Annotated in this window: 25 protein-coding genes and 1 pseudogene; 6 read left to right on the forward strand and 20 right to left on the reverse strand. The window is 61.5% G+C overall.

Annotation, left to right across the window (positions count from 1 at the left end):
• Positions 1 to 2: 2 nt before the first annotated feature.
• From AC0L3L_RS22825 to coaD, 15 genes are all read right to left on the reverse strand, one after another.
• Positions 3 to 1,085, reverse strand: a complete 1,083-nt coding sequence (locus tag AC0L3L_RS22825) for an ABC transporter ATP-binding protein (RefSeq protein ID WP_473639175.1) — start codon at positions 1,083 to 1,085, stop codon at positions 3 to 5.
• A gap of 28 nt (positions 1,086 to 1,113) precedes the next feature.
• On the reverse strand, positions 1,114 to 2,640 hold the full coding sequence (gene glpD / locus AC0L3L_RS22830; RefSeq protein ID WP_473639176.1) for a glycerol-3-phosphate dehydrogenase: 1,527 nt from the start codon (positions 2,638 to 2,640) through the stop codon (positions 1,114 to 1,116).
• A gap of 126 nt (positions 2,641 to 2,766) precedes the next feature.
• Complete coding sequence (locus tag AC0L3L_RS22835; RefSeq protein WP_473487044.1) at positions 2,767 to 3,534, reverse strand: DeoR/GlpR family DNA-binding transcription regulator; 768 nt, start codon at positions 3,532 to 3,534, stop codon at positions 2,767 to 2,769.
• 125 nt (positions 3,535 to 3,659) lie between these two features.
• Positions 3,660 to 5,072, reverse strand: a complete 1,413-nt coding sequence (locus tag AC0L3L_RS22840; RefSeq protein ID WP_473487045.1) for a pyridoxal phosphate-dependent decarboxylase family protein — start codon at positions 5,070 to 5,072, stop codon at positions 3,660 to 3,662.
• Between the two features lie 55 nt (positions 5,073 to 5,127).
• Positions 5,128 to 5,859: a proteasome-type protease gene (locus AC0L3L_RS22845; RefSeq protein WP_095492829.1), complete on the reverse strand. Its 732-nt coding sequence runs from the start codon at positions 5,857 to 5,859 to the stop codon at positions 5,128 to 5,130.
• A 31-nt stretch (positions 5,860 to 5,890) separates the two neighbouring features.
• Entirely contained in the window at positions 5,891 to 6,685 is a 795-nt protein-coding gene (locus tag AC0L3L_RS22850; protein ID WP_473639177.1) for a transglutaminase family protein, read from the reverse strand.
• A 61-nt stretch (positions 6,686 to 6,746) separates the two neighbouring features.
• Positions 6,747 to 7,688, reverse strand: coding sequence for an alpha-E domain-containing protein (locus AC0L3L_RS22855; RefSeq protein ID WP_473639178.1), 942 nt, complete (start codon positions 7,686 to 7,688; stop codon positions 6,747 to 6,749).
• Between the two features lie 194 nt (positions 7,689 to 7,882).
• Positions 7,883 to 9,295 (reverse strand): circularly permuted type 2 ATP-grasp protein, encoded by a 1,413-nt coding sequence (locus AC0L3L_RS22860; protein ID WP_473487048.1) that lies wholly within the window; start codon positions 9,293 to 9,295, stop codon positions 7,883 to 7,885.
• Between the two features lie 172 nt (positions 9,296 to 9,467).
• Positions 9,468 to 9,704 carry an Lrp/AsnC ligand binding domain-containing protein gene (locus AC0L3L_RS22865; RefSeq protein WP_095492825.1) on the reverse strand — a complete coding sequence of 79 codons (237 nt, stop codon included), beginning with the start codon at positions 9,702 to 9,704 and terminating at the stop codon, positions 9,468 to 9,470.
• Positions 9,705 to 9,934: 230 nt separating this feature from the next.
• Positions 9,935 to 11,065: a tRNA guanosine(34) transglycosylase Tgt gene (gene tgt, locus AC0L3L_RS22870; protein WP_473639179.1), complete on the reverse strand. Its 1,131-nt coding sequence runs from the start codon at positions 11,063 to 11,065 to the stop codon at positions 9,935 to 9,937.
• Positions 11,062 to 12,174 carry a tRNA preQ1(34) S-adenosylmethionine ribosyltransferase-isomerase QueA gene (gene queA, locus AC0L3L_RS22875; RefSeq protein ID WP_473487050.1) on the reverse strand — a complete coding sequence of 371 codons (1,113 nt, stop codon included), beginning with the start codon at positions 12,172 to 12,174 and terminating at the stop codon, positions 11,062 to 11,064. The genes tgt and queA overlap by 4 nt, the downstream gene beginning before the upstream one ends.
• A 12-nt stretch (positions 12,175 to 12,186) precedes the next feature.
• Positions 12,187 to 12,585 (reverse strand): hypothetical protein, encoded by a 399-nt coding sequence (locus AC0L3L_RS22880; protein ID WP_473487051.1) that lies wholly within the window; start codon positions 12,583 to 12,585, stop codon positions 12,187 to 12,189.
• A complete protein-coding gene (locus tag AC0L3L_RS22885) occupies positions 12,582 to 13,094 on the reverse strand; it encodes a peptidylprolyl isomerase (RefSeq protein WP_023801171.1) in 513 nt (170 codons plus the stop codon). The genes AC0L3L_RS22880 and AC0L3L_RS22885 overlap by 4 nt, the downstream gene beginning before the upstream one ends.
• Positions 13,095 to 13,122: 28 nt before the next feature.
• Positions 13,123 to 13,713, reverse strand: a complete 591-nt coding sequence (locus AC0L3L_RS22890) for a peptidylprolyl isomerase (RefSeq protein ID WP_473526793.1) — start codon at positions 13,711 to 13,713, stop codon at positions 13,123 to 13,125.
• Between the two features lie 75 nt (positions 13,714 to 13,788).
• Complete coding sequence (gene coaD / locus AC0L3L_RS22895; protein WP_473526794.1) at positions 13,789 to 14,289, reverse strand: pantetheine-phosphate adenylyltransferase; 501 nt, start codon at positions 14,287 to 14,289, stop codon at positions 13,789 to 13,791.
• Positions 14,290 to 14,628: 339 nt separating this feature from the next.
• Between coaD and AC0L3L_RS22900 the strand changes: the two genes are divergently transcribed.
• Complete coding sequence (locus AC0L3L_RS22900; protein ID WP_473526795.1) at positions 14,629 to 14,781, forward strand: hypothetical protein; 153 nt, start codon at positions 14,629 to 14,631, stop codon at positions 14,779 to 14,781.
• A 77-nt stretch (positions 14,782 to 14,858) separates the two neighbouring features.
• Here AC0L3L_RS22900 and gyrA read toward each other — a convergent pair whose 3' ends face one another.
• Positions 14,859 to 17,669: a DNA gyrase subunit A gene (gyrA, locus tag AC0L3L_RS22905; protein WP_473487055.1), complete on the reverse strand. Its 2,811-nt coding sequence runs from the start codon at positions 17,667 to 17,669 to the stop codon at positions 14,859 to 14,861.
• Between the two features lie 192 nt (positions 17,670 to 17,861).
• Positions 17,862 to 18,716 carry an AraC family transcriptional regulator gene (locus AC0L3L_RS22910; protein WP_473487056.1) on the reverse strand — a complete coding sequence of 285 codons (855 nt, stop codon included), beginning with the start codon at positions 18,714 to 18,716 and terminating at the stop codon, positions 17,862 to 17,864.
• Between the two features lie 103 nt (positions 18,717 to 18,819).
• Between AC0L3L_RS22910 and AC0L3L_RS22915 the strand changes: the two genes are divergently transcribed.
• From AC0L3L_RS22915 to AC0L3L_RS22925, 3 genes and pseudogenes are all read left to right on the forward strand, one after another.
• Positions 18,820 to 19,356 (forward strand): hypothetical protein, encoded by a 537-nt coding sequence (locus AC0L3L_RS22915; protein WP_473487057.1) that lies wholly within the window; start codon positions 18,820 to 18,822, stop codon positions 19,354 to 19,356.
• 77 nt (positions 19,357 to 19,433) lie between these two features.
• Entirely contained in the window at positions 19,434 to 20,066 is a 633-nt protein-coding gene (locus AC0L3L_RS22920) for a MarC family protein (protein ID WP_473487058.1), read from the forward strand.
• 146 nt (positions 20,067 to 20,212) lie between these two features.
• Positions 20,213 to 20,512 (forward strand): annotated as a pseudogene (locus AC0L3L_RS22925) (transposase); the annotation flags it as partial.
• Positions 20,513 to 20,575: 63 nt separating this feature from the next.
• Here the strand turns inward: AC0L3L_RS22925 and AC0L3L_RS22930 are convergent.
• From AC0L3L_RS22930 to AC0L3L_RS22940, 3 genes are all read right to left on the reverse strand, one after another.
• On the reverse strand, positions 20,576 to 21,325 hold the full coding sequence (locus AC0L3L_RS22930) for a hypothetical protein (RefSeq protein WP_473639180.1): 750 nt from the start codon (positions 21,323 to 21,325) through the stop codon (positions 20,576 to 20,578).
• 72 nt (positions 21,326 to 21,397) lie between these two features.
• Positions 21,398 to 21,823: an OsmC family protein gene (locus tag AC0L3L_RS22935; RefSeq protein ID WP_473639181.1), complete on the reverse strand. Its 426-nt coding sequence runs from the start codon at positions 21,821 to 21,823 to the stop codon at positions 21,398 to 21,400.
• Positions 21,824 to 21,956: 133 nt separating this feature from the next.
• Complete coding sequence (locus tag AC0L3L_RS22940) at positions 21,957 to 22,475, reverse strand: single-stranded DNA-binding protein (RefSeq protein WP_473487061.1); 519 nt, start codon at positions 22,473 to 22,475, stop codon at positions 21,957 to 21,959.
• 430 nt (positions 22,476 to 22,905) lie between these two features.
• Between AC0L3L_RS22940 and AC0L3L_RS22945 the strand changes: the two genes are divergently transcribed.
• Entirely contained in the window at positions 22,906 to 23,220 is a 315-nt protein-coding gene (locus AC0L3L_RS22945) for an ArsR/SmtB family transcription factor (RefSeq protein WP_473639182.1), read from the forward strand.
• Positions 23,217 to 23,711, forward strand: a complete 495-nt coding sequence (locus AC0L3L_RS22950; protein ID WP_473526799.1) for an SRPBCC family protein — start codon at positions 23,217 to 23,219, stop codon at positions 23,709 to 23,711. The genes AC0L3L_RS22945 and AC0L3L_RS22950 overlap by 4 nt, the downstream gene beginning before the upstream one ends.
• Positions 23,712 to 23,722: the final 11 nt, after the last annotated feature.

The raw sequence follows: 23,722 nt of genomic DNA on the forward strand, positions 1-23,722 counted from the left end.
CCTCAAGCCGCCAGCATCTGTGGCGGCGCGGCCGAGCGGCCGTTCGCGTCGAAAACCATGATGTGCCGCGGATCGATGAACACCTCGATGGTCTGGTCCGGCTCGAACACCAGGATGCCGTGCTCCAGCATCACCCAGCGGACATCGGCGAAGTCGAGATGCACAAAGCTTTCAGAACCGGTGATCTCGGTCACCGAGACCTTGGCTTTCACCGGAACCGCCGACGGGCTCGGCCGGGCAAGAGAGAGATGGTGGGGCTGGAAGCCGATCGTGTAACTCGTATCGGCAATACCGGCGAGTTCAGCCGGCACCGGGAGGTTCACCCCACCATCAAGAAGGAAGCTCGAACCGCTCTTCTTCAGCACGATCGTGTTGAGCGGCGGATCGGCGAATGTCTTGGCCGTGACGAGGTCGTTCGGCCTGCGGAAGACGTCGATCGTCGGGCCGAACTGGGTGATGCGGCCTTCGGAAAGCGTCGCCGTGTTGCCGCCGAGCAGCAAGGCTTCATGCGGCTCCGTCGTGGCGTAGACGAAGATGGTGCCGGTCGCCGCGAAGATTTTCGGCAATTCCGCACGCAGCTCCTCGCGTAGCTTGTAGTCGAGATTGGCGAGCGGCTCGTCGAGCAGCACCAGGCTGGCGTTCTTGACGATGGCGCGCGCCAGCGCGGTGCGCTGCTGCTGGCCGCCGGAGAGGCTGAGCGGTGTGCGGTCGAGGAAGGGCGTCAGCTTGAGAAGGGCTGCGGCATCGCGCACCTCCTTGTCGATCTTTGCCCGCTCGGTCCCGGCCACCCTCAGCGGCGAGGCGATGTTCTCGTAAACGGTCATCGCCGGATAGTTGATGAACTGCTGGTAGACCATGGCGACGTTGCGCTTCTGCACCGGGATGCCGGTGACATCCTTGCCATCGAACCAGACCGAACCGGATGTCGGCACATCAAGGCCGGCCATCAGCCGCATCAGGCTGGTCTTGCCGGAAAGCGTCGGTCCGAGAAGGACGTTGAGTGAGCCGTGCTGGAGCGTCAGCGACACGTCGCGTATATGCTCCGTCGCGCCGATCGTCTTCGTCACGTTTCTCAGTTCCAGCATGATGCCTCCTCCCAGGCTTTCTGCATCACTATTCGGCAGCCGCGACATGGCGCCGGCTTATCCCGCGCATGAATTCGTCGAGCGCTGCCGCCTGCTCGCGGCTCAGATGCAGGCCGCGCTTGGTCCTGCGCCACAATACATCTTCGGCCGTCATCGCCCATTCATTTTGAACGAGGTAGCGCACCTCGGCCTCGTAGAGATCGGCGCCAAAGTTGCGGCCAAGGTCGGCATTCGACCTGGCGAGGCCCAGCAGCATCCTTGCGCGAGTCCCGTAAAGCCGGGTCAGGCGGCGCGCCAGACGCGCATCGAGGAACGGATAGGCCGTCTTCAGTTTCGCCACTTCGGCGTCGAAGCCGCTGGCCGGGAAATCGCCGCCCGGCAGCGGCGCGTTTGCCGTCCACGGCTTGCCGCGCTTGCCGAGAAAACCCTCGATTTTCTCGAGCATCGATTCCGACAGCCGGCGATAGGTGGTGATCTTGCCGCCGAAGGTGTTGATGATCGGCGCCGCGCCATCGCCGCCGTCGGTCTTCAGCACATAATCGCGGGTCGCTTCCTGCGCCTTCGAGGCGCCGTCGTCATAAAGCGGGCGCACGGCGGAATAGGTCCAGACGATGTCCGAACGCTTGACCGGTTGCGCGAAATATTCGCTCGCCGCAGCACAGAGGTAATCGATCTCGGCGTCGCTGATCTTCACGTCATGCGGGTCGCCGGAAAAGTCCTGGTCGGTGGTGCCGATCAGCGTGAACTCTTCCTCGTAGGGGATGGCAAAGATGATGCGGCCATCCTTGTTCTGAAAGAAATAGGCGCGCGGATCGTCGAATTTCTTGCTGATGACGATATGGCTGCCCTGTACCAGCCGGACATTGTGCACGTCGTTCAAGCTGACCGCAGCCGACAGCACGTGGTCGACCCATGGGCCGGCGGCGTTGACCAAAAGCCGCGCCTTGACCTCCTCGGTGTCGCCGGTCTGCGTGTTTTCCAGGCTGACCGTCCAAAGCTCGCCTTCACGGCGTGCGCCGACGACTTTCGTGCGGGTTCGGATCGTTGCGCCGCGATCGGCGGCGTCGCGGGCGTTCAACGCCACCAGCCGCGCATCGTTGACCCAGCCGTCGGAATATTCGAAGGCCTTGCGGAACAACGGCTTCAGCGGCTTGCCGGCTGGGTCCTTTGCCATGTCCAGCGTCTTGGTCGCCGGCAGCAATTTGCGCCCGCCAATGTGGTCGTAGAGGAAAAGCCCGAGCCTGATCAGCCAGGCCGGGCGCAGGCCCTTGACATAGGGCAGCACGAAGCGCATCGGCCAGATGATGTGCGGCGCGTTCTTCCAGAGAATTTCGCGTTCCATCAGCGCTTCGCGCACCAGGCGGAATTCGTAGAATTCAAGATAGCGCAAGCCGCCATGGATCAGTTTGGTCGAGCCGGAGGACGTGCCGCTGGCCAGATCGTTCATTTCGGCAAGGAAGACCGAGAAGCCGCGCCCAACCGCATCGCGGGCGATGCCGCAGCCGTTGATACCGCCACCGATGACGAAGATGTCATGGATCGGGGGTGCGCTCACAATAGTCCTCCCGGATTTCGCATTGCAGCATTTTTAGGTTTTTACGAAACCGTGATGGGATTATTTCGAAATGAGAACGAATGTCAAACGAAATATAAACGGCGACAATTGCCGCAACGGCACCCACTAGGAGAGCGACGTTTCGATCAGTTGAACCTCTGCCTCCTGGCAGATCTTGCGCACCGACGGGATGTCGCAGCGGTCGGTGATGAAAGTGTTGACCTGCGACAGATGGCCGATGCGGACCGGCGCTGTCCGTTCGAACTTGGTCTGGTCGGAAACGAGGATGACATGCCGGGCATTGGCGATGATCGCCTGCGCCACCTTCACTTCACGAAAATCGAAATCGAGCAGCGCGCCGTCATGGTCGATCGCCGAGGCGCCGATCACCGCGTAGTCGACCTTGAACTGCCTGATGAAATCAACCGCCGCCTCGCCGACCACGCCACCGTCTGAGCCGCGCACGACGCCGCCGGCGATCACCACTTCGATCGAAGGATATATGCGCATCCTGTTGGCAACATTGATGTTATTGGTGATGACCATCAGGCCGCTGTGATCAAGGAGCGCCTTGCTGACCGACTCCGTCGTGGTGCCAATATTGATGAACAGCGAGGCATTGTCCGGGATCAGCCTGGCTGCTGCGCGGCCGATCGCCTCCTTCTCATCGGCGGCGATCTTGCGCCGTGCCTCATATTCCATGTTCTCGATGCCGGATGGGAACAGCGCCCCGCCATGAACGCGCGATAGCAGCCGCTGGTCGCACAAATCGTTAAGGTCCTTGCGAATGGTCTGCGGCGTCACGTTGAAATGCGTCGCCAGGTCGTCGACCAGCACGCGGCCATTGTCCTTGGCCATCTGGACGATTTCGGAATGACGCGGCGACAGATACATTGGGGACCTCCCGTTTTCGTTTTTCTTGTCTATAGCGGAAAACGAAAGTGATGAAAAGGTATGAGCCGGCTAACGAAATTACATGCGTCCAAAGACAAACCTCGACGCCACTTTGCCGACCAATTTCAGGCCAGCCCGCGGGCGATTTCGGTGATGACCTCGAAAGCGGTGTCGACATCCGCCGCCGTCGTCTCGAACTGACCGACCTGAAAGCGGATCGCGATCTGCCCGTCCACCCGTGTCTGCGTCAGGTAGATGCGGCCATCGTCGTTGATCGCATTGACCAGTCGCAGATTGTGTTCGTCCGAATCGATGCCGGCCGCGGCCAGATGCCGGAACGAAAACAGCGACAGCATCGGTTCCGTGACGATCTCGAAATCCGGTTCCCTGGCCAGCCGGGCGGCAAGACCTTCGCTCCAGGCGACATGGCTGCGGATCATGGTCCGCAGATTTTCCAGCCCGTGTGCGCGCAGCAGGAACCACAGTTTCAGTGCGCGAAAGCTCCGCCCGAGCGGCACTGACCATTCGGAATAGTTGATGATGCCGTCGCGTCCATGCGTCTTCAGGTAATCCGGCTTGATGGCGAGCGTCCGCACCAGGTCTTCCGGTCGGCGGATGAACTGCATCGAGCAGTCGAACTGCGCGCCCAGCCATTTGTGTGGGTTGAAGACGATGGAATCCGCCTCCTCCACGCCCGCCCAGAAATGCCGGTATTCCGGACATATCATCGCCGATCCGGCCCAGGCGGCATCGACATGCAGATAGAGCCCGTACCGCTTTGCCACGGCGGCGACGCCGGCGATGTCATCGGTGCCGCCGGTGCTGGTGCCGCCGACACAAGCGATGATGCCGGCCGGCAGCATGCCGGCATCCCGGTCGGCGACGATCGCCGCTTCGAGGGCTGTGACATCCATGGCGCGAAGGCGACCGGCAACCGGAATGCGCACGAGATTGTCCTCGCCGATGCCCGATACCCAGATTGCCCGGTCGATGGAAGTATGGACCTGGTCGGAAGAATAGACGCGCAATATCGGCTGGCCTTGCAGGCCCTTCTTGTTGCCCTGCCAGTTGAGCGCGCGCTCGCGCATAGTCAGCACGGCGGCAAGCGTCGCCGACGATGCCGAATCCTGCATGACGCCGGAAAACCCTTCCGGCAGGCCAAGCGCCTGACGCATCCAGTCGACGACGCGCGTCTCGAGTTCGGTCGCTGCCGGCGAGGTCTGCCAGAGCATGCATTGCGCGGCCATCACCGAGACCAGATATTCGGCCACCACGGAAGCTGGTGCGGCATTGGCCGGGAAGTAGGCGAAGAAGCGCGGATGCTGCCAATGCGTCATGCCCGGCAGGATTTTTTGCTCGAAGTCGGCGAAGATTGCCTGCATCGTTTCGCCTTTTTCCGGCGGCGAGACATCGATGCTTCTAAAGATTTCGCCCGGTTCGACAAGCGGCCGCACCGGCCTTTCGCGAAGTGTGCTTCTGTAGTCGGCACCCCATTCGGCCGCGTACAGCGACCATTCCCGGAATTCGTTGCTATTCATTTTCCTCTCCGTCGCATCGAGCCCAGCAATCAAAGAGCACGAAAAACGGAGGCTTTCATTCGGGAAAATCGGGCAGGCTCGCAAAAGCAGCCTTCAGTGCATTCGACCAGCCGTCCGAGATGGTGCGGTAGTATTGATCGTCCTGGGCTATCCGCTTCTTCAGGCTGACCTTGAAGGCGTCCTTTTCATAGAACAGCAGGTCGAGCGGCAGACCCACCGACAGGTTCGATTTCAGCGTCGAGTCGAACGACACCAGCAGCAGTTTCACCGTCTCGGCGAAACTCATCGTCTTTTCATAGGCGCGGATGATGATCGGCTTGCCGTATTTGGTCTCGCCGATCTGGAAAAACGGCGTGTCGTCGGTGGATTCGATGAAATTGCCTTCCGGATAGATCATGAACAGCCGCGGCGCGCTGCCCTTGATCTGGCCCCCGAGGATAAAGGAGGCATTGAAATAGGAATCGGCCTTCTCGCCCGCCGGCGACGAACTGGCGATGACTTCCTTGACGGTGTCGCCGACCATCCGTACCGTCTGGTACATAGAAGGCGTTTCGAGCAGCGTGGCGTGGCGATCGGCCACCGCCTTGGTGCGTTCGTCGAGCAAACTGACGACGGCCTGCGTCGTCGCCAGATTGCCGGCCGACATCAGCACGATGACGCGCTCGCCCGGCTCCTCCCAGACATGCATCTTCTTGAAGGTCGAGATTGAATCCATGCCGGCATTGGTACGCGTGTCAGACATGAACACGAGCCCACGATCGATCTTCAGGCCGACGCAATAGGTCATCGAATCTCTTTGGCGGCAATCTTGCCGTGGATTACTGCTCCACGGTGACGACGACCGCAAGCTGTTCTTCCGCTTGTCCCAGCCGAATCCCTGATACGGGCGTGGCGTCGCGGTAATCACGGCCGGTCGCCACTTTTACATAGCGTTCGTCGGGCGAAATGCCGTTGGCGACGTCGAACGCGACCCAGCCAAGGCCCGCAACATGCGCCTCGGCCCAGGCATGGCTAGCCGCCTGCTCGACCGCCGCATCCATCATCAAATAGCCGCTGACGTAGCGGGCCGGAAAGCCCATGGCGCGTGCGGCGGCGGCAAAGATGTGGCTGTGGTCCTGGCAGACGCCGGTCTTGAGCGCCAGCGCGTCCTCGGCCAGCGTCGCCGCATTGGTGGTGCCCGGCGTATAGGCGACGCGCTCGCCGATCACGGCCATCAGCCGGTGCAATCTTTCGATATCGGTCCCCTCGCCGACCGAGGCCGCGAGTTCGCGAATGCCGCTGCCGACCGTGGTCAACGGGGTTTCATGGCCAAACAGCCAGAGCGGCGCGAATCCCTGATGCGGCCCGGAGACGCCGGATGTGTTGCGTGTCACCACCTCGCCTGATGCCTCGACGGTGATGAAATCGCGGTCACCTTCGACGCTCAAAAGCCGCGTGTCGTTGCCGAAATGGTCGGTGAAGCGCACTTCCTCGCGCGCCCCTTCGATCGTCAGCGTCCAGGACAGAACGGTCTGCGTCGGTCCGCTGACAGGAAGCAGCCGCAACCGCTGCAATAGATAATGCACCGGCGCATCGTAGCGATACTCGGTCCGGTGGGTGATCTTCAGCCGCATTGTTCTTGTCCTCTAAGCATGATCTTTTCCGAAAACCGGCTTCCACTTTCCGGGATCATGCTCAATGGAACCTGTAGTCCTGCGCGATCTCGTCGCCGAGCCTGGTATTGTCGCGAATGAAGTTGGCCAGGAATTCATGCAGGCCGGCGTCGAATATGTCCTTGATCGAGCCGGCCGTCAGCATGGCCTGGGTCTTGCCGGCTGTCGCATGACAGGCATGGCGCTCGCCATAATCGTCGCCCAGGAACCTGAGGTGCTCCGTCAGGAAACGGTAGCAGAAGGTCAGCGAGCGCGGCATGCGAACGTTGAGGATCAGATAGTCGGCGATGTTGCTCGGCTTGTAGTCTGCCTCGTAGACCCAGCGGTAGGAGCGGTGCGCCGACACCGAACGCAGGATCGATTCCCACTGGTAGTTGTCGAGCGTCGAGCCGACCCACGAGATCGACGGCAACAGCACGTAATATTTCACGTCCAGGATGCGTGCCGTGTTGTCGGCGCGTTCGACATAGGTGCCGAGCTGCGAGAAATCGAATATCTCGTTGCGCAGCATGGTGCCGTAGAACGAGCCGCGGATCAGCGCCGTTTCGCGCTTGATCGCGTCGAGCACGCTGGGCAGGTCGCGTTCGTCGATCGGCCTGGCCAGCATCCGCTTAAGCGACATCCAAGCTTCGTTGATGCTTTCCCAGGTTTCCCGTGTCAGCGCGGTGCGGACCATGCGGGCATTGTTGCGGGCCGTCTCGATCGACGCCATCGTGCTCGACGGGTTCGATGTGTCGCGCAGCAGGAAATCCGCGACGTTGGCGGCGGTGTAATCCTGGTATTTCTGCGTGAAGGCAGCGTCCGAACCGGCGCTGAGCAGCACCGAGTTCCACTCTTCGGAGGCGTTCTGGGTACGAGTCAGCGCCATGCGCAGCCCGGCATCGACCAGCCGCGCCATGTTTTCCGCCCGCTCGATGTAGCGGTTCATCCAGTAGAGCCCGTTGGCGGTGCGGCCGAGAAGCATGGAAAGCGGCCCTTCGGGGCTAGTGAGTAGTGAGTGGTGAGTAGTGAATAGTGAATGTTTGGATTTCGACGGAATATGACATTGTGCTTTCCTCTGCTGTCGACTGCTGACTACTGAATACTTACTACTGACTACTGACTACTGACTACTGACTACTCACTATTCACTATTCACTATTCACTATTCACTATTCACTAATCATCCAGCACCCACGTATCCTTGGTGCCGCCGCCCTGAGACGAATTGACCACCAGCGAGCCCTCCTTCAGCGCCACGCGCGTCAGCCCGCCCGGCACGATCTGGATGCGGTCGGACACCAGCACGTAGGGCCTGAGATCGACATGGCGCGGCGCCAGCCCCTTGTCGGTCAGGATCGGACAGGTCGACAGCGCCAGCGTCGGCTGGGCGATGTAGTTCGACGGTTTTGCCGCGAGTTTTTTGGAAAAGTCCTCGCATTCCTTCTTGGTCGCCGCCGGCCCGACCAGCATGCCGTAGCCGCCGGAGCCGTGCACCTCCTTCACCACCAACTCGTCGATATGTTCGAGCACGTATTTCAGGCTGTCCGGCTCCGAGCAGCGCCAAGTCGGGATGTTGCCGAGGATTGCCTTGCGGCCGGTGTAGAATTCGACGATCTCGGGCATGTAGGAATAGATCGCCTTGTCGTCGGCGATGCCGGTTCCCGGCGCATTGGCGATGGTGATGTTGCCGGCGCGGTAGACATCCATGATGCCCGGCACGCCAAGTGCTGAGTCCGGACGGAAGGTCAACGGATCGAGGAAAGAATCGTCCACCCTTCGATAAAGCACGTCGATCTGCTTGTAGCCTTCGGTCGTACGCATCGCGACGTGGCCATCGACGACGCGCAGATCCTGCCCCTCGACAAGCTGCACGCCCATCTGGTCGGCAAGGAAGGCATGTTCGAAATAGGCTGAGTTGAAGCTGCCCGGCGTCAGCACGGCAATGGTCGGCGCACCCTTGGTGCTCAGCGGTCGCACCGCTGCCAGCGACTGGCGCAAGAGCTGCGGATAGTTTTCCACTGGCCGCACCTTGATCTGCTGGAACAGCTCTGGGAAGAGCTGCATCATCGTCTCGCGGTTCTCCAGCATGTAGGAGACGCCGGACGGCGTGCGCGCATTGTCCTCCAGCACATAGAACTCGTTCTCGCTGATGCGAACGATATCGACGCCGATGATATGGGTGTAGACGCCGGCCGGCGGCCGTACCCCGATCATCTCCGGCAGGAACGCCTCGTTCTTGGCGATCAATTCCTTGGGGACGCGCCCGGCGCGCAAGATCTCCTGGCGGTGGTAGATATCGTCGAGAAACGCGTTCAGCGCCTGGACGCGCTGCTCGATGCCCTGCGTCAGCCGTCGCCATTCATTGCCGGAAATGATGCGCGGGACGATATCGAAGGGAATAAGGCGTTCGGAGGCTTCCTGCTCGCCATAGACGGCAAAGGTGATACCGGTCTTGCGAAAGACGCGTTCGGCGTCCTGCATCTTCTCGCTAAGCCTGGCCGGATCCTGCTCCTTCAGCCAGCGGTCGTAAGCCGAATACGGTTTTCTCAATCCGGAGATTTCCGGAAGCATTTCGTCGAACGCTGCCAATCGCATACTCCCCTGTGAGGCCATTTCACTGGCGTCACGCGAGAAAATCAAGCGCAATCGGTGATTTGGAGGATGCTGGCGATCAGTATGTCGCGACCTGCCTAAAATTAGGGCATCGCCGATATGGCTGGGTCAGGCTTTGCCTCGTGCCCGGGCAGGCGGCCGGCGCCGCTCAGAACGCGCGGAAGGTGACGACTGTAAACGTGTCCTTGATACCTGGAAGAATCTGCACCTTCTCGTTGACGAAATGGCCGATGTCTTCCTCGTCGTCGACATAGAATTTGGCGAGCAGATCGTAGTCGCCGGCTGTCGAGTAGATTTCCGAGGCGATCTCGGCATCGGCCAACGCGCCGGCAACGTCATAGGACTTGCCCAGATCGCACTTTATCTGCACGAAAAATGCCTTCATTGCCCGGTCCTGCTCAAGCTTGCACGCATATCGGCCCTTGTGGCAGACTGCCGCCCGGCTTTCAAGCATCAGGACGGCGCTCAGGCGGAACCCGGCTTAAGTGCAGCCAATCGCCGAAATGTTCGCGCCCGCTGATCGTCGAGCCGGACGGCAAGGATTACCCGACGGCAGTTCCCGCATCACTGGCTGCAACCTGCGCGCGGCACTTCGCTGAGCACCTGAGCGCTCGATCACATCGCCGGGATATCGCCCCTAGCCCAGCCCTCGGAAATTTCCGCCGCCCGCGCCTCGAAGGCGCCGGCGTCGATGGCGGCACGAATGTCCTGCATCAGCCTCTGGTAGTAGGAAAGATTGTTCCAGGTCAGAAGCATCGCCCCCAGCGCCTCTTGCGAGCGGACCAGATGATGCAGATAGGCGCGTGAATAATCTCTGGCGGCCGGGCAGTCGCTTTGCTCGTCCAGCGGACGCGGATCGTCGGCATGGCGGGCGTTGCGCAGATTGACCTTGCCGCGCCGAGTGTAGGCGAGGCCATGGCGGCCGGCGCGCGTCGGCATCACGCAATCGAACATGTCGATGCCGCGCGCCACCGATTTCAACATGTCGTCGGGCGTGCCGACACCCATCAGATAACGCGGCCTGTCGGCGGGCAGTTCCGGGCAGGTGATGTCGAGCATTTCGAGCATCACCGCTTGCGGCTCGCCGACCGCCAGCCCGCCGATCGCATAGCCCTTGAGGTCCATCGCTTTCAGCGCCTGCGCCGAGCGCAGCCGCAGGGCCGGTATGTCGCCGCCCTGGACGATGCCAAACATCGCCTTGCCCGGCTGGTCGCCGAACGCCGTCTTGCAACGCTCGGCCCAGCGCAGCGACAGCTCCATGGCCCGCTCGATCTCCTTCTCCATGGCCGGCAGCGCGGTGCACTCGTCGAGCTGCATCTGGATGTCGGAATCGAGCAGCCCTTGGATCTCGATCGAGCGCTCGGGCGACATCTCATGGGCGGCGCCGTCGATATGCGAGCGGAAGGTGACGCCGTTTTCGGTCAGTTTCCTAAGCTTCGACAGCGACATCACCTGGAAGCCGCCGCTGTCGGTCAGGATCGGATGCGGCCAGCGGGCGAATTCATGCAGGCCGCCAAGCCGCGCCACACGTTCGGCGCCGGGCCGCAGCATCAGATGATAGGTGTTGCCCAGGATGATGTCCGAGCCGACACCGCGCACCTGGTCCATATACATGGTCTTGACCGTGCCGCCGGTGCCGACCGGCATGAAGGCCGGCGTGCGGACTTCTCCGCGCGGCATGGTGATGGAGCCGCGCCGCGCTTTGCCGTCGGTCGCCAGCACCTCGAAGGTGAACGCCTTAGTCATTGAATTCCTTGTTCTATACCGGGCGCGCGTCCATCGTTCTCCTCTTTGAACAGAAGGCTTGCATCTCCGTAGGAGTAGAACCTGTAGCGGGTCTCGATGGCATGCGCATAGGCCGCACGCATCGTTTCCAGACCGCAAAACGCCGAAACCAGCATGAACAGCGTCGAACGCGGCAGATGGAAATTGGTCATCAGCATGTCGGCGGCCTTGAAACGGTAACCGGGTGTGATGAAGATGTCGGTCGGACCCGACCATCCGGCCAATGTGCCGTCCTCCCGCGTGGCGCTCTCCAGCAGGCGCAGCGACGTCGTGCCGACGGCGATGATGCGTCCGTCGCGCGCCTTCGCTGCGTTGAGCGCCGCGGCGGTTTCCGGGCTGACCGAACCGATTTCGGCATGCATCTTGTGATCGGCGGTGTCGTCGACTTTCACCGGCAGGAACGTGCCGGCGCCGACATGCAGGGTGACGAAGCGCCGCTCGACGCCCTTGGCATCGAGAGCGGCGAAAAGCTCGGGCGTGAAATGCAGGCCGGCAGTGGGTGCCGCCACAGCACCCTCCTCCCTGGCATAGATGGTCTGGTAGTCGCTGCGGTCACGTTCGTCGTCGTCGCGCTTCGAAGCGATGTAAGGCGGCAGCGGAATGTGGCCGACGGCGTGTAGCGCCTCATCGAGAAACGGACCTGACAGGTCAAAACCGAGCAAAGCCTCGCCGGCCTCGCCCTTCTCGATCACCGTGGCATCGAGCTGGCCGAGAAAGCAGGAATTGGCGTCATGGCCGAAATGGATGCGGTCGCCAACGGCGATGCGCTTGCCCGGCCGCATGAAAGCCAGCCAGCGGTCGGGAGCCACTCGCATGTGCAGCGTGGCTTCAACCTGCGCCGCTGCTTCGCCGCGCCGCCTGATGCCTTTCAGCTGCGCCGGGATGACCTTGGTATCGTTGAAGACCAGCACGTCACCGGTCTCGAGCAGGGACGGCAGCTCGCGCACCGTCCGGTCCTCAAGTCCCTCACCCGGCCTGACAACCAGCATTTTGGCGCTGTCGCGCGGTTCCGCCGGTCGAAGCGCGATGCGCTCCTCCGGCAGATCAAAGTCGAATAGATCGACGCGCAAGAAAACCCCGCCTCAAAATTCCGGGCAGGTCACCGCCCAGGCGCCAACACCGTCGATGCTCAGCGTGCCGCCCATTGCGAAATTGGACTGTTCGCTGGCCTTGACCAGTCGCAATTTGGCTACGATCGAGCTGATGCCCTCATCGGTGAGGTCGATCGCCATCTGCTGGTCGTCCTCGAATGCCTGTCCGACGATGACTTTCGTCGAACCCGGCTGACCGTCGGTGGTCCAGTTCCTGCCGCCGGCATCAAGCCATACGCGCGCAACCGCGATGACGGCAGTGTGCCCCATCAGGACGTCGATCGATGCCGCGTCGCCCTCAGCGCTGCAAACAATCGATTCTGTCGCCAGCGCCGGAGTAGCCGCCGCGACAAGCATCAGAGTGATCGCCGCGACAGCTCGGTAGGTCATTTTACGTCGGCCGCCACCTTCAGCGACACGATCTTGTCAGGATCCGGCACCGGCTCGCCGCGCTTGATCTTGTCGACATTGTCCATGCCTTCGATGACCTGGCCCCAGACCGTGTATTGGCGGTTGAGGAAGGCGGCATCGTCGAAGCAGATGAAGAACTGCGAGTTGGCCGAGTTCGGGTTCTGCGAGCGTGCCATCGAGCAGGTGCCGCGGCCGTGATTGGCGTTGGAGAACTCCGCCTTCAGGTCGGGCTTGTCGGAGCCGCCGGTGCCGGCGCGCGACGGTGCGAAAGAGGGCTTGCTGGAATTGCCGAATTTCACGTCCCCGGTCTGCGCCATGAAGCCGTCGATGACGCGGTGGAACACCACGCCGTCATAAGCGCCTTCGCGCGCCAGTTCCTTGATACGGCCGACATGGCCGGGTGCCAGATCGGGAAACAGTTCGATGACGACCTTGCCCTTGGTCGTTTCCATGATGAGCGCGTTCTCGCGGTCCTTGATCTCGGCCATGTCAGAATATCCTTTGAAACAAATGGGTTTACTTGCCGTCGGCGGCGATGCGCACCTTGATCATGCGATCGGGACCGGTGACGACCCCGTTCTGCGCCTCGTCGCCTTTCTTTATCTGGTCCACCAATTCCATGCCTTTCTCGACATTACCGACGATGGTGTACTGGCCATCGAGCGGCGGCGCCGGCGCGAACATGATGAAGAACTGCGAATTGGCGGAATCCGGGTCCTGCGAGCGGGCCATGCCGACCACGCCGCGCTCGTAGCGCTCGGACGTCGAGAATTCGGCCGGCAGGTCGGGAAGATCGGAACCGCCGGTACCGACAGCATCGGCGTTGAAGCCGTTCTTCATGTTGCCGAACTTCACGTCGCCGGTCTGCGCCATGAAGCCGTCGATGACGCGGTGGAAAGCGACGTTGTCGTAAGCGCCCTGACGCACCAGCTTCTTGATCTGCTCGACGTGCTTCGGCGCGAGATCGGGCCTGAGCGCGATGGTCACGTCGCCGCCCTTCAGAGTGATGATCATGGTGTTTTCCGGATCGGCGGCGAACGCCGAAACAGACGCAGCCAGAAGACCGAAAACAACGACAAAGCAGGTGGCGAGCCTTTTGAGCTGCATGGATATTTCTCCGAAAACCTTTGTTTCATGCATGTCGTTGTCCCAAAACCGGGTTCCACGTTGGGGCGACACGCATTATTTCGCAAATTTGGCGGTAAGTGCGCCGGCCACAGCCGTCGGAACGAAGGGGCGAATGTCGCCTCCCATCGAGGCTATCTGACGGACAAGTGTGGCGGTAATGGTTCGCACCGAAGGGCTGGCGGGCAGAAAAACCGTCTGCAGTTCCGGCGCCATGGTCTCGTTCATGCCGGCCATCTGCATCTCGTAGTCGAGATCGGTGCCGTCGCGCAGGCCGCGGATCATGATCGAGGCGCCCTGCTTCCTGGCTGCGTCGATGACCAGCCCGTCGAAAGCGACAACCTTGATGCGCGCGCCGTCGCGGCCGAATTCGGCCTTCGTCGCTGCTTCGATGAGGCCGACCCGTTCTTCGAAGGAAAACAGCGGCTTCTTGCCGGGATGAGTGCCTATCGCCGCATAGACGGTGTCCGCCACGGCCAGCGACGCCTTCAGCACGTCGAGATGGCCGTTGGTCGGCGGGTCGAAGGAGCCGGCATAAAGGGCGATGCGTTCTGTCATGGCAGGGTGCTTCTAGCGAGCCTCTCTCGCAAAGGCAATCCGATCAGCGAGCCGCCAATGCATGTCGCCGCAAAAGCATGCCCTCGGGCCTGACCCGGGGCCTGACCCGAGGGGGTGCGCGGCGGCTTTGGGACAACGACATGCACCCAGAAAGGGACTCGAAGCGCATCGGCTGAGCCACGTTAATCGCGATGCGCTTTGAGTGAACCTTTTGGCCGAGATGAACGACCAATGAATGGGCCGATCACGAAGGCTTCACGCAGCGTTCACTAGGTTGCAGCTTCAGAAGATGAAACCAAAACCCCATTTAATCGTTGCTAGGTGCAGGAGAACACGCACATGCTGATCTACATGCTCGCCGCCGCAATGACCGTCGCCATGCTGATAGCCACTGTATTCGGGCTGCATCAGGAAGCAGGGCGTGTCCGCGCCAAGGTCAATACCAAACGGTTCGAAGGCTTCGGTATCCGCAAGCCTTATCGCCACTTCTGAACCGGCCGCTTTTTGTTGACGGCGCCGGACCTTGTTGACGGCGCCGGACCCACGGGCCGGCACACCCCAATCAAGGCTTAGTCGGCGTTGTTCTCCGGGCCAGCGCCTTCAGTACCGATATCCAGAGTTGCGTCGCCGTCGACGCTCTCTTCGGCTTCCTCGTCTGATTGCGGTTCCGTTATCCGCTCCACCGAAACGACCTTCTCGCCGTCAGCCGTGTTGAAGATGGTCACGCCCTTGGTGGCGCGGCTGGCGAAACGAATGCCGTTGACCGGCACGCGGATGACGGTGCCGCCGTCCGAGACAAGCATGATCTGATCGTCGTTGCCTACCGGGAAAGTCGCCACCAGGCGGCCGATCTCAGCCACTTTCGACACATCGGTGGCGCGGATGCCCTTGCCGCCGCGCCCTGTGAGGCGGAAATCATAGGAAGACGAACGCTTGCCGTAGCCATATTCCGTCACCGTCAGCACGAACTGCTCGTGTTCCTTGAGGAATTCGTAGCGCTCGTCGGAAAGCTCCGTCTCCTCGCCGACCTCCTCATTGGTGAGCTGGATATCTTCGTCCTCGCCCGCCGCAATGCCGGCGGCGAGCCGCCTTTCGGCCGCCACCCGCTTGAGATAGGCGGCGCGCTCGGCCGGCGGCGCCTCGACATGTTCGATCACCGCCATCGAGATCACCCGGTCGGTGGCAGCCATGGCGATGCCGCGCACGCCGACCGAGTTGCGGCTCTGGAAGACGCGCACGTCGCTGACCGAGAAGCGGATGCACTGGCCGGAGCTTGCGGTCAGAAGCACGTCGTCATTATCGGTGCAGGTCTCGACGCCGAGAATCTCGTCGCCTTCCTCTTCCAGCTTCATGGCGATCTTGCCGTTGCGGTTGACCTGGACGAAGTCCGACAGCTTGTTGCGGCGCACCGTGCCGCGCGTCGTGGCGAACATCACGTCGAGCTCGCCCCAGCTGGTCTCGTCCTCGGGCAGCGGCATGATGGTGGTGATGCGTTCGCCCTGCTCCAGCGGCAGCATGTTGATCAGCGCCTTGCCGCGCGACTGCGGATTGCCGATCGGCAGGCGCCAGACCTTTTCCTTGTAGACGATGCCACGCGAGGAGAAGAACAGCACCGGCGTGTGGGTGTTGGCGACGAACAGCCGGGTGACGAAATCCTCTTCCTTGGTCGACATGCCGGAGCGGCCCTTGCCGCCGCGGCGCTGTGCCCGGTAGAGCGACAGCGGCACACGCTTGATGTAGCCGGAATGGCTGACCGTCACGACCATGTCCTCGCGCTGGATCAGGTCCTCGTCTTCCATATCAGCCCCGCCCTCTGAGAGTTCGGTGCGGCGCGGCGTGCCGAACTCGTCGCGCACGGCGGCAAGCTCGTCCTTGACGATCTGCTGAATGCGGGCTCGGGACGACAGGATGTCCAGGTAATCCTTGATCTCGTCGCCTATCGTGTTCAACTCGTCGGCGATTTCGTCGCGGCCGAGCGCGGTCAGCCGCTGCAGGCGCAGTTCGAGGATGGCGCGGGCCTGTTCCTCGGACAGATTGTAGGTGCCGTCCTCATTGATGCGGTGGCGCGGATCGTCGATCAGCAGGATCAGCGATTCGACGTCGCCCGAGGGCCAGCGCCGCTCCATCAACTGCTCGCGCGCCGTTTGCGGGTCCGGGGCGCTGCGGATCAGCTTGATGACCTCGTCGATATTGGCAACGGCAATGGCAAGACCAACCAGCACATGGGCGCGGTCGCGCGCCTTGCGCAGCAGGAATTTCGTGCGCCGGCTGATCACGTCCTCGCGGAAGGCGACGAACGCCTTCAGCATGTCGGTCAGCGTCAGCAATTCCGGCTTGCCGCCGTTCAGCGCCACCATATTGGCGCCGAACGACGTCTGCAGCGGCGTAAACCGGTAGAGCTGGTTGAGGATGACGTCGGCGACCGCATCGCGCTTCAGTTCGATGACGACGCGGTAGCCCTGGCGGTCGCTCTCGTCGCGAATGTCGGAAATGCCCTCGATGCGCTTGTCGCGCACAAGCTCGGCCATCTTCTCGATCATCGACGACTTGTTCACCTGGTAGGGAACCTCGGTGATGACGATCGATTCACGGTCGTTGCCACGCGCCTCGACGTTGACGCGCCCGCGCATGACGATGGAACCGCGGCCGGTCGAATAGGCGCTGTAGATGCCGGAGCGGCCGAGCACGATGCCGCCGGTCGGGAAATCCGGCCCCGGAATGATCTCCATCAGCGCCGGCAGATCGATCGCCGGATTGTCGATGAGGGCGATGGCGCCGTTGCAGACCTCGCCCAGATTGTGCGGCGGGATGTTGGTGGCCATGCCGACGGCGATACCGCCGGAGCCGTTGACCAACAGATTTGGAAAGCGCGCCGGCAGGACTTTCGGTTCACTGCCGGACGCATCATAAGTGTCCTGGAAATCGACGGTGTCCTTGTCGATGTCTTCCAGCAACTCATGCGCGACCTTGGTCAGGCGCGATTCGGTGTAACGCATCGCCGCCGGCGGATCACCGTCGATCGAGCCGAAATTGCCCTGCCCGTCGATCAGCGGCACGCGCAGCGACCAATCCTGCGCCATGCGCACCAAGGCGTCGTAGATCGAGGCGTCGCCATGCGGATGGTATTTGCCCATCACGTCGGCGACCGGGCGCGCCGACTTCACATATTTGCGATTCCAGTGGTAGCCGCTCTCATGCGCGGCATAGAGGATGCGGCGATGCACCGGCTTCAGCCCGTCTCGCACGTCGGGCAGCGCACGGCTGACGATCACGCTCATGGCGTAATCGAGGTAGGAGCGCTGCATCTCCTCGATGATGGATATCGGCTCGATGCCGGTCGGGCCGCCGTCGGCGCCGCGCGGTGTCTTCTGGTCGGTCAAATCAGGTCACAATCTAATCGGGAATCACTCGGTGCTTATATAGGAAGCCGGGTCGAAACTCCAATGTCCGCGGCAGTTTTCCAGTGGCGATTTTTGTGGTGATTTCAAAAGGATATCACTGATTGCGACGATATGGCCGAGGCGCTTTTTCGTGGCTGTCGCGGCAAAGCTCATTGTCAGGCCAATTTTGCTTCACAAAGCCGTAACGGCAGATGCGTTCAGCGCTTTATCGCCTCGCCGCTGGAGCCGATAGGCGCCGGGCGCCACCCCCATCACGCGCCGGAAACGACGGTTGAAGGTCGACAAATCGTTGAACCCGGCCTCGAAGGCGATCGTCGAGATTGGCTCGTCCGACATGCGCAGCCGCACCGCTGCCCTGTGCAGCCGGGTTTTCAGCAGGAACTGGTAGGGCGCCATGCCCGCGACGTGTCGGAAGGTGCGCAGGAAATGGTAGGGGCTAGTCGCCGTCTCGCTTGCAAGCTCGGCAAGCGAGACCGGCCGGTCGGCATCCAGCTCAATGCGCCGCACCGCCTCCGCGACACGTTTCTGGTCACGGCGGCTCGGCACCCGGGCAGCAGGCGTGACGCCGGAGGCAACGGCTGCGCCGGCAATGCGCAAAGCGAGTTCCTCGAACGCCTCGATGTCGGCCATCTCGCGTGCGGCTTCCGCCTCGGCCAGCAGCGGTGCCAGCGCCGGTAACGGCGGCAGCCGCGGCGTCTCGAAGGCCAGCTTCTTCGTGCCCGGCGTGTCGGCGACGATCTGTTCCATATAGGCCGGGCTGAAATGATAGGAGAGGCAGCGGTCGCCGGCGCCATGCTCGTGCCCACACTCGTAGCAAGTGCCAGGGTTGCCGAGCAGAAGCGCGCCCGGCGTCAGCATCGCCGTGCCCTGGCGTGCGCGGTAGCGGAATGTGCCATTGGTCACCACGGCGACGCAGAAGTTGCGATGCTCTTCCTCGAACGGGCGATCAGCGACGCCGGCAGTGCAGACCACGTCCGACACCTGCCAGCCTTTTCCGGACGCCAGTGTATGCACGCTCGTCGTCATGGCCGAAACATAGCAATTTTTCCCAAGCGCAAGAAGCCTGGCGCGGCGTATTCATCCCATTCTCCTGACAAGATGGGGCTCCTGACAAGAAGAGACCACAACCATGTTCAATTCATCCTCCTTTGCCGAAGCCTTGCATAGCGACGGGCCAGCCGCGAACCTTGCCGAGAAACTGGATCTTTACGGCCGCTTCGTCGGCGCCTGGACATTCGACGCCACGCGTCATCTCGAAGACGGCCAGGTGCTGACCGGGCGCGGCGAGGTGCATTTCGGCTGGGTGCTCGAAGGCCGCGCGATCCAGGACGTATGGATCCTGCCCGCGCGGAACACTGGCGCACAGAGTTCCCTCGGCAAATGGACTTTCTATGGCACGACACTGCGCGTCTATGACCCCGGCGTCGACGCCTGGCACATCTTCTGGAGCGATCCGCGCACCCAGTATTACAGCCGCCAGCTCGGCCACGCCGAGGGCGACACCATCGTCCAGCAAGGCGCTGACGGCACCGGCGCCTCGGTACGCTGGAGCTTTTCCCGCATCACCGAAAATTCGTTCCGCTGGCTGGGCGAACGCTCGCAGGACGACGGCGCGACGTGGCGGCTCGAAGTCGAGTTCCTGGCGCGGCGCGTCGCCAGCACCTGACCTGCACGGTTTCCCCTGACGCCGCTTTGCTCTACCAATGCAGGGTCTCGGGCACGGCCCGGCGGGGAGGGTCAGAGATGCCGAGCTTCGACAGCCTGTTCAACGCCTTCGTCACCATTCTCGTGACCATCGACCCGCCTGGGCTGGCGCCGCTCTTCCTCGCCGTGACGCGCGGCATGAACCGCGAGGAGCGCAACCAGGTTTCCGTGCGCGCCTCGATCATCGCGTTCCTGGTGATGGCGCTGTTCGCAATCGCCGGCGCATCGATCCTGTCGGTGTTCGGCATCACGCTGCCGGCGTTCCGCGTCGCCGGCGGGTTCCTGCTGTTCTTCATCGCCTTCGAAATGGTGTTCGAGCGCCGGCAGGACCGCAAGGAGAAGATCGGCGATGTCGCCATCACCAAGGACATGATCCACAACATCGCCGCCTTTCCGCTGGCGATCCCGCTGATCGCCGGTCCGGGCGCGATTTCGGCGACCGTCCTGCTGTCCGGCGCTTTTCCAGGTTTTGGCGCGCAGGCAGCCCTTGTCGGCATCATCGCGATCTGCCTTGTGATCACTTACCTGGTGTTCGTGCTGGCCGAGCGCATCGACCGTATCCTCGGCCAGACCGGCCGCTCGATCCTGACACGGCTGCTCGGCGTCATTCTGGCGGCACTCGCCGTGCAGTTCGTCGCCGACGGCGTCAAGGCGTTAATGGCGGCTCCCTGAACCGACGAACAACAACGCGTTTAGTTTAGGGTTGTATCAGTCGATGAACGATGACCGGCTAGCCCGTTTCATTGACTGCCCATGCCCTTTGCCCAATCGCCCCTTAGGATCAGAATGGCTCCGGCGAAGACCTTGGACGCTCCCGCGGAGGGCTGACGACCAAAATCCACGCCGTGGTCGACGCGAATGGCCTACCGCTCCACGTCTCAATCACCGGCGGTCAGCAGCGCGATAGCCTGGTCGCACGCGCTCTGCTTGAAAGCTTACCGCGCGGCGGGATGGTTCTCGCCGACAAGGCTTACGACGCGACCGAGATACGAACATTTCGTGAGTTCACGTGGAGGCTGGGCGAACATCCCGCCCCGTCGGCACCGGCGTGGTCCAATCTGCTTCAGCCCGTACCTATCGCCACCGAAACCAGGGCGAACTGTTCTTCAACCGGATGAGAAACACGCCGCTAACTTCCTCGTCTTCGTTAAGCTCGCGGCCATCCGGCTCTGGCGTCGGGTTTATGAGTCCACGACCCGAAGCCGGGGCATAGGCCGGCCATTCTCGGATTCAACCGGCCCGCCCTGCAGGTCAAACCAATTGCCGCCAAGAGCCGGCCGTGCGGTTTCGGTCCAACCTGGAAAACCTTGTTTGCGTTCGAGATACCCCAATCGCGCGAGTAGCTGTGCAATGGCTGGTGCTTGTTTCACAAGGACGACAGGCAGTGACCGGGCGGTGCTGGATGAATTAGCTAGTACCTGTATATGCTCAAGGTCGACTCTGGCCTCCAGGGCGTCAATGATAGGTTCTATCTGAGAACGCCAATGTTCGCTTTCCCACACGAGGTCGAGATAGGTTCGTAGGACATAGTTCAATGACGGAAACGAATATTCCGAATAGGTTGCGGCGATGTTGGTGCTGCGCCGAATATCATGACGAAGCCTGAAGAATGCTGGAAAACTACGATCATCGTATCCAGAGTGCCATTGCCCCTTCACCAGCCTCACCGGTTCGGCGACTCCCAGCGTCCAGAGCAATCCGGACGCTTGCTCGTAAACCGATATGAGGTTGTGACTGAAAACACGTCCCGCGCGGTACAGTTCCTTCACTTCCGTACTCTTAGCTTCGACGTAATTCCCTTTTTCATCTTGCGGGCCATGCCGTATCGTCCGCAAAATTATTTCGGCGACCAACAGTCGATAGAGCGATTTTTTACTTTTTCTCTCCGCTGAACGTCCGAATACAAACTTCGCCAGACTGGTCAGCGACATTAAACATAAACTCCGGACTGCAAAAATGACGACGCCACGGGAAAGTCTAAATATTCAGCCCTTATTATTCGGTTACTTCGCCGCTGTATCCACAACCTCGAAATCATGCGTGACGGTGGCGGTCTTGGCCATCATCGCGGTCGCTGAGCAGTATTTTTCGATCGAAAGATCGATCGCCCGTTTCACCTTGTCGGGCGAGAGCGCGCGGCCCTTGATGATGAAATGCATATGGATGCGGGTGAACACCCTGGGTTCCATCTCCGCCCGGTCGGCGTCGAGTTCGACCACGCAGTCTTCGACCGCCTCGCGCCCCTTTTCGAGGATGTGGACCACATCATAGGCCGAGCAGCCGCCAGTGCCGAGCAGCACCAGCTCCATCGGGCTCGGCCCCGGCGTCTTGCCTTCCGGTCCGAACGCAGTCCCCAGTACCACCTTGTGACCGCTGCCGGACTCGCCGACGAAAGTGCGCTCCTCGACCCATTTGACCCGTGCTTTCATCTGATACGTCCTTTCACCGCGCACTACTCAAACGCACAACGTCCCGAAAATCCAAGACAGATTTTCGGGACGCCAATGCGTGGCCTCAAATAGTGGCGTTGTCAGCTCGCGCAGAGCCGCTCGCTCCGAGCGATCAGAACGGAATTTCGTCGTCTAGTTCGCGCGACGAACCGCCGCCACCCTTGTTGCCGCCACCGACGCCGCGATTGAAACTCTCGCCCGGGCCGGACTGGCCGAAATCGGAACCGCGGCTGCTGCCGCCACCGGCATAGCTGCCGACCTGACCGCCCTCGCCCTGCCCGCGTGCGTCGAGCATCTGCAGCTCGCCACGGAATTTCTGCAGCACGATTTCGGTCGTGTAGCGGTCATTGCCGGTCTGGTCCTGCCATTTGCGCGTCTGCAACTGGCCCTCGACATAAACCTTCGCACCCTTCTTCAGATACTGCTCGGCGACCTTGGCGAGCTGCTCGTTGAAGATGACGACATTGTGCCACTCGGTCTTCTCCTTGCGCTCGCCGGAAGTCTTGTCGCGCCAGCTTTCCGAAGTGGCGACGCGGATATTGACGACCGGCTCACCCGAATTCAAACGGCGGATTTCCGGATCCGCCCCGAGATTGCCCACCAGAATGACCTTGTTGACGCTACCCGCCATGATACTTCTCCACGCTCATCCGAAACAAAATTTCTGTCGCTCACCTTATAGACTGCGGACAATCCCCGCCTGCCGTGGCTGCCTTTTCCCACAAGGTTTTTGTTCTCTTTTCGTTCTAGTCTCATCAATCCCTACTGTCAAGGAATGTCAGCAACAAGTAGTATCTTGGGCCTGGAAATTCCACGAAATCTGGCCGCCAGGATCGAAGGTTGTTCCCGCGCACAGGAAACATGGCTTCCGAAACGCCGGCTCCGAAACGCTTCATATTCATGCCGTGCTCGCGTCACCAATTTTCGAGGCGACGTTCGACGGGTCCCCCGAGATGGTGAGACGCTGGCTTCTAACGAGCCTGTAAAAAGCGCCTGCCTAAAACACCGCCAGCCTAAAACACCGCTTGCCAAACCAATAAGTGTCGACTTATGCTTCTGCCATGATCGAAGCAGAGATTTTTCGTGCGCTTTCCGACCCGACGCGCCGCGCCGTTTACGAACGGCTCGCCGCCGGCGAGATGACCGTATCGGAACTGCGCAGCGGCATGACCGTGTCGCAACCGGCCGTCTCGCAGCATCTCGCAGTGCTGCGCGGCGCCGGCCTGGTGGCCGAGCGGCGAGGCGGCCGCAACGCTTATTATCGCGCCGATCCGCAAGGGCTCGACCCGCTGCTCGGTTGGATCGAGCGCTACCGCGCGTTCTGGCCCGAGCGTATCGAAAGACTCAAGGCGGTTTTGAAGGATATGGACCAATGACGGCAAAACAGCATTCAGACATGGCGGCAGATTCGATCGAGTTTGAGTGCGAGCTTCCAGAGCCGCCGGAAAAAGTGTGGCGGGCGCTGACGGTGCCGGACCTGCTTGCAGCCTGGATGATGCCGAACGACATCAAGCCGGAGATCGGCGGCCGCTTTGCCTTTGCTAAGGCTGATAGTCAGATCGAGTGCGAAATCCTCGACGCCGAGCCCGAACGCCTGCTGCGTTATTCCTGGCGGGAGCGGCCGGCGCCTGGCAACACAGCGGATCCGCTCACCAGCCCGCTGGACAACCCAATGGATAGCATTGTCACCTTCACGCTCGACCGCACCCTGTCGGGCGGCACGCATCTGCGCATCGTCCACGATGGATTTGCGCGGGTAGCTACGCCTGCGGTTGCAGGCGCCGGTTGCCGGGTTTCGCTCAACGCACACAGCCCCAGACAGATCATAGCCGCAAACACGCCTCGCCTCTCCCTGCGCGCGGCCTGAACGACACAACG

The sequence above is a fragment of the Mesorhizobium sp. WSM4849 genome (assembly GCF_055811385.1).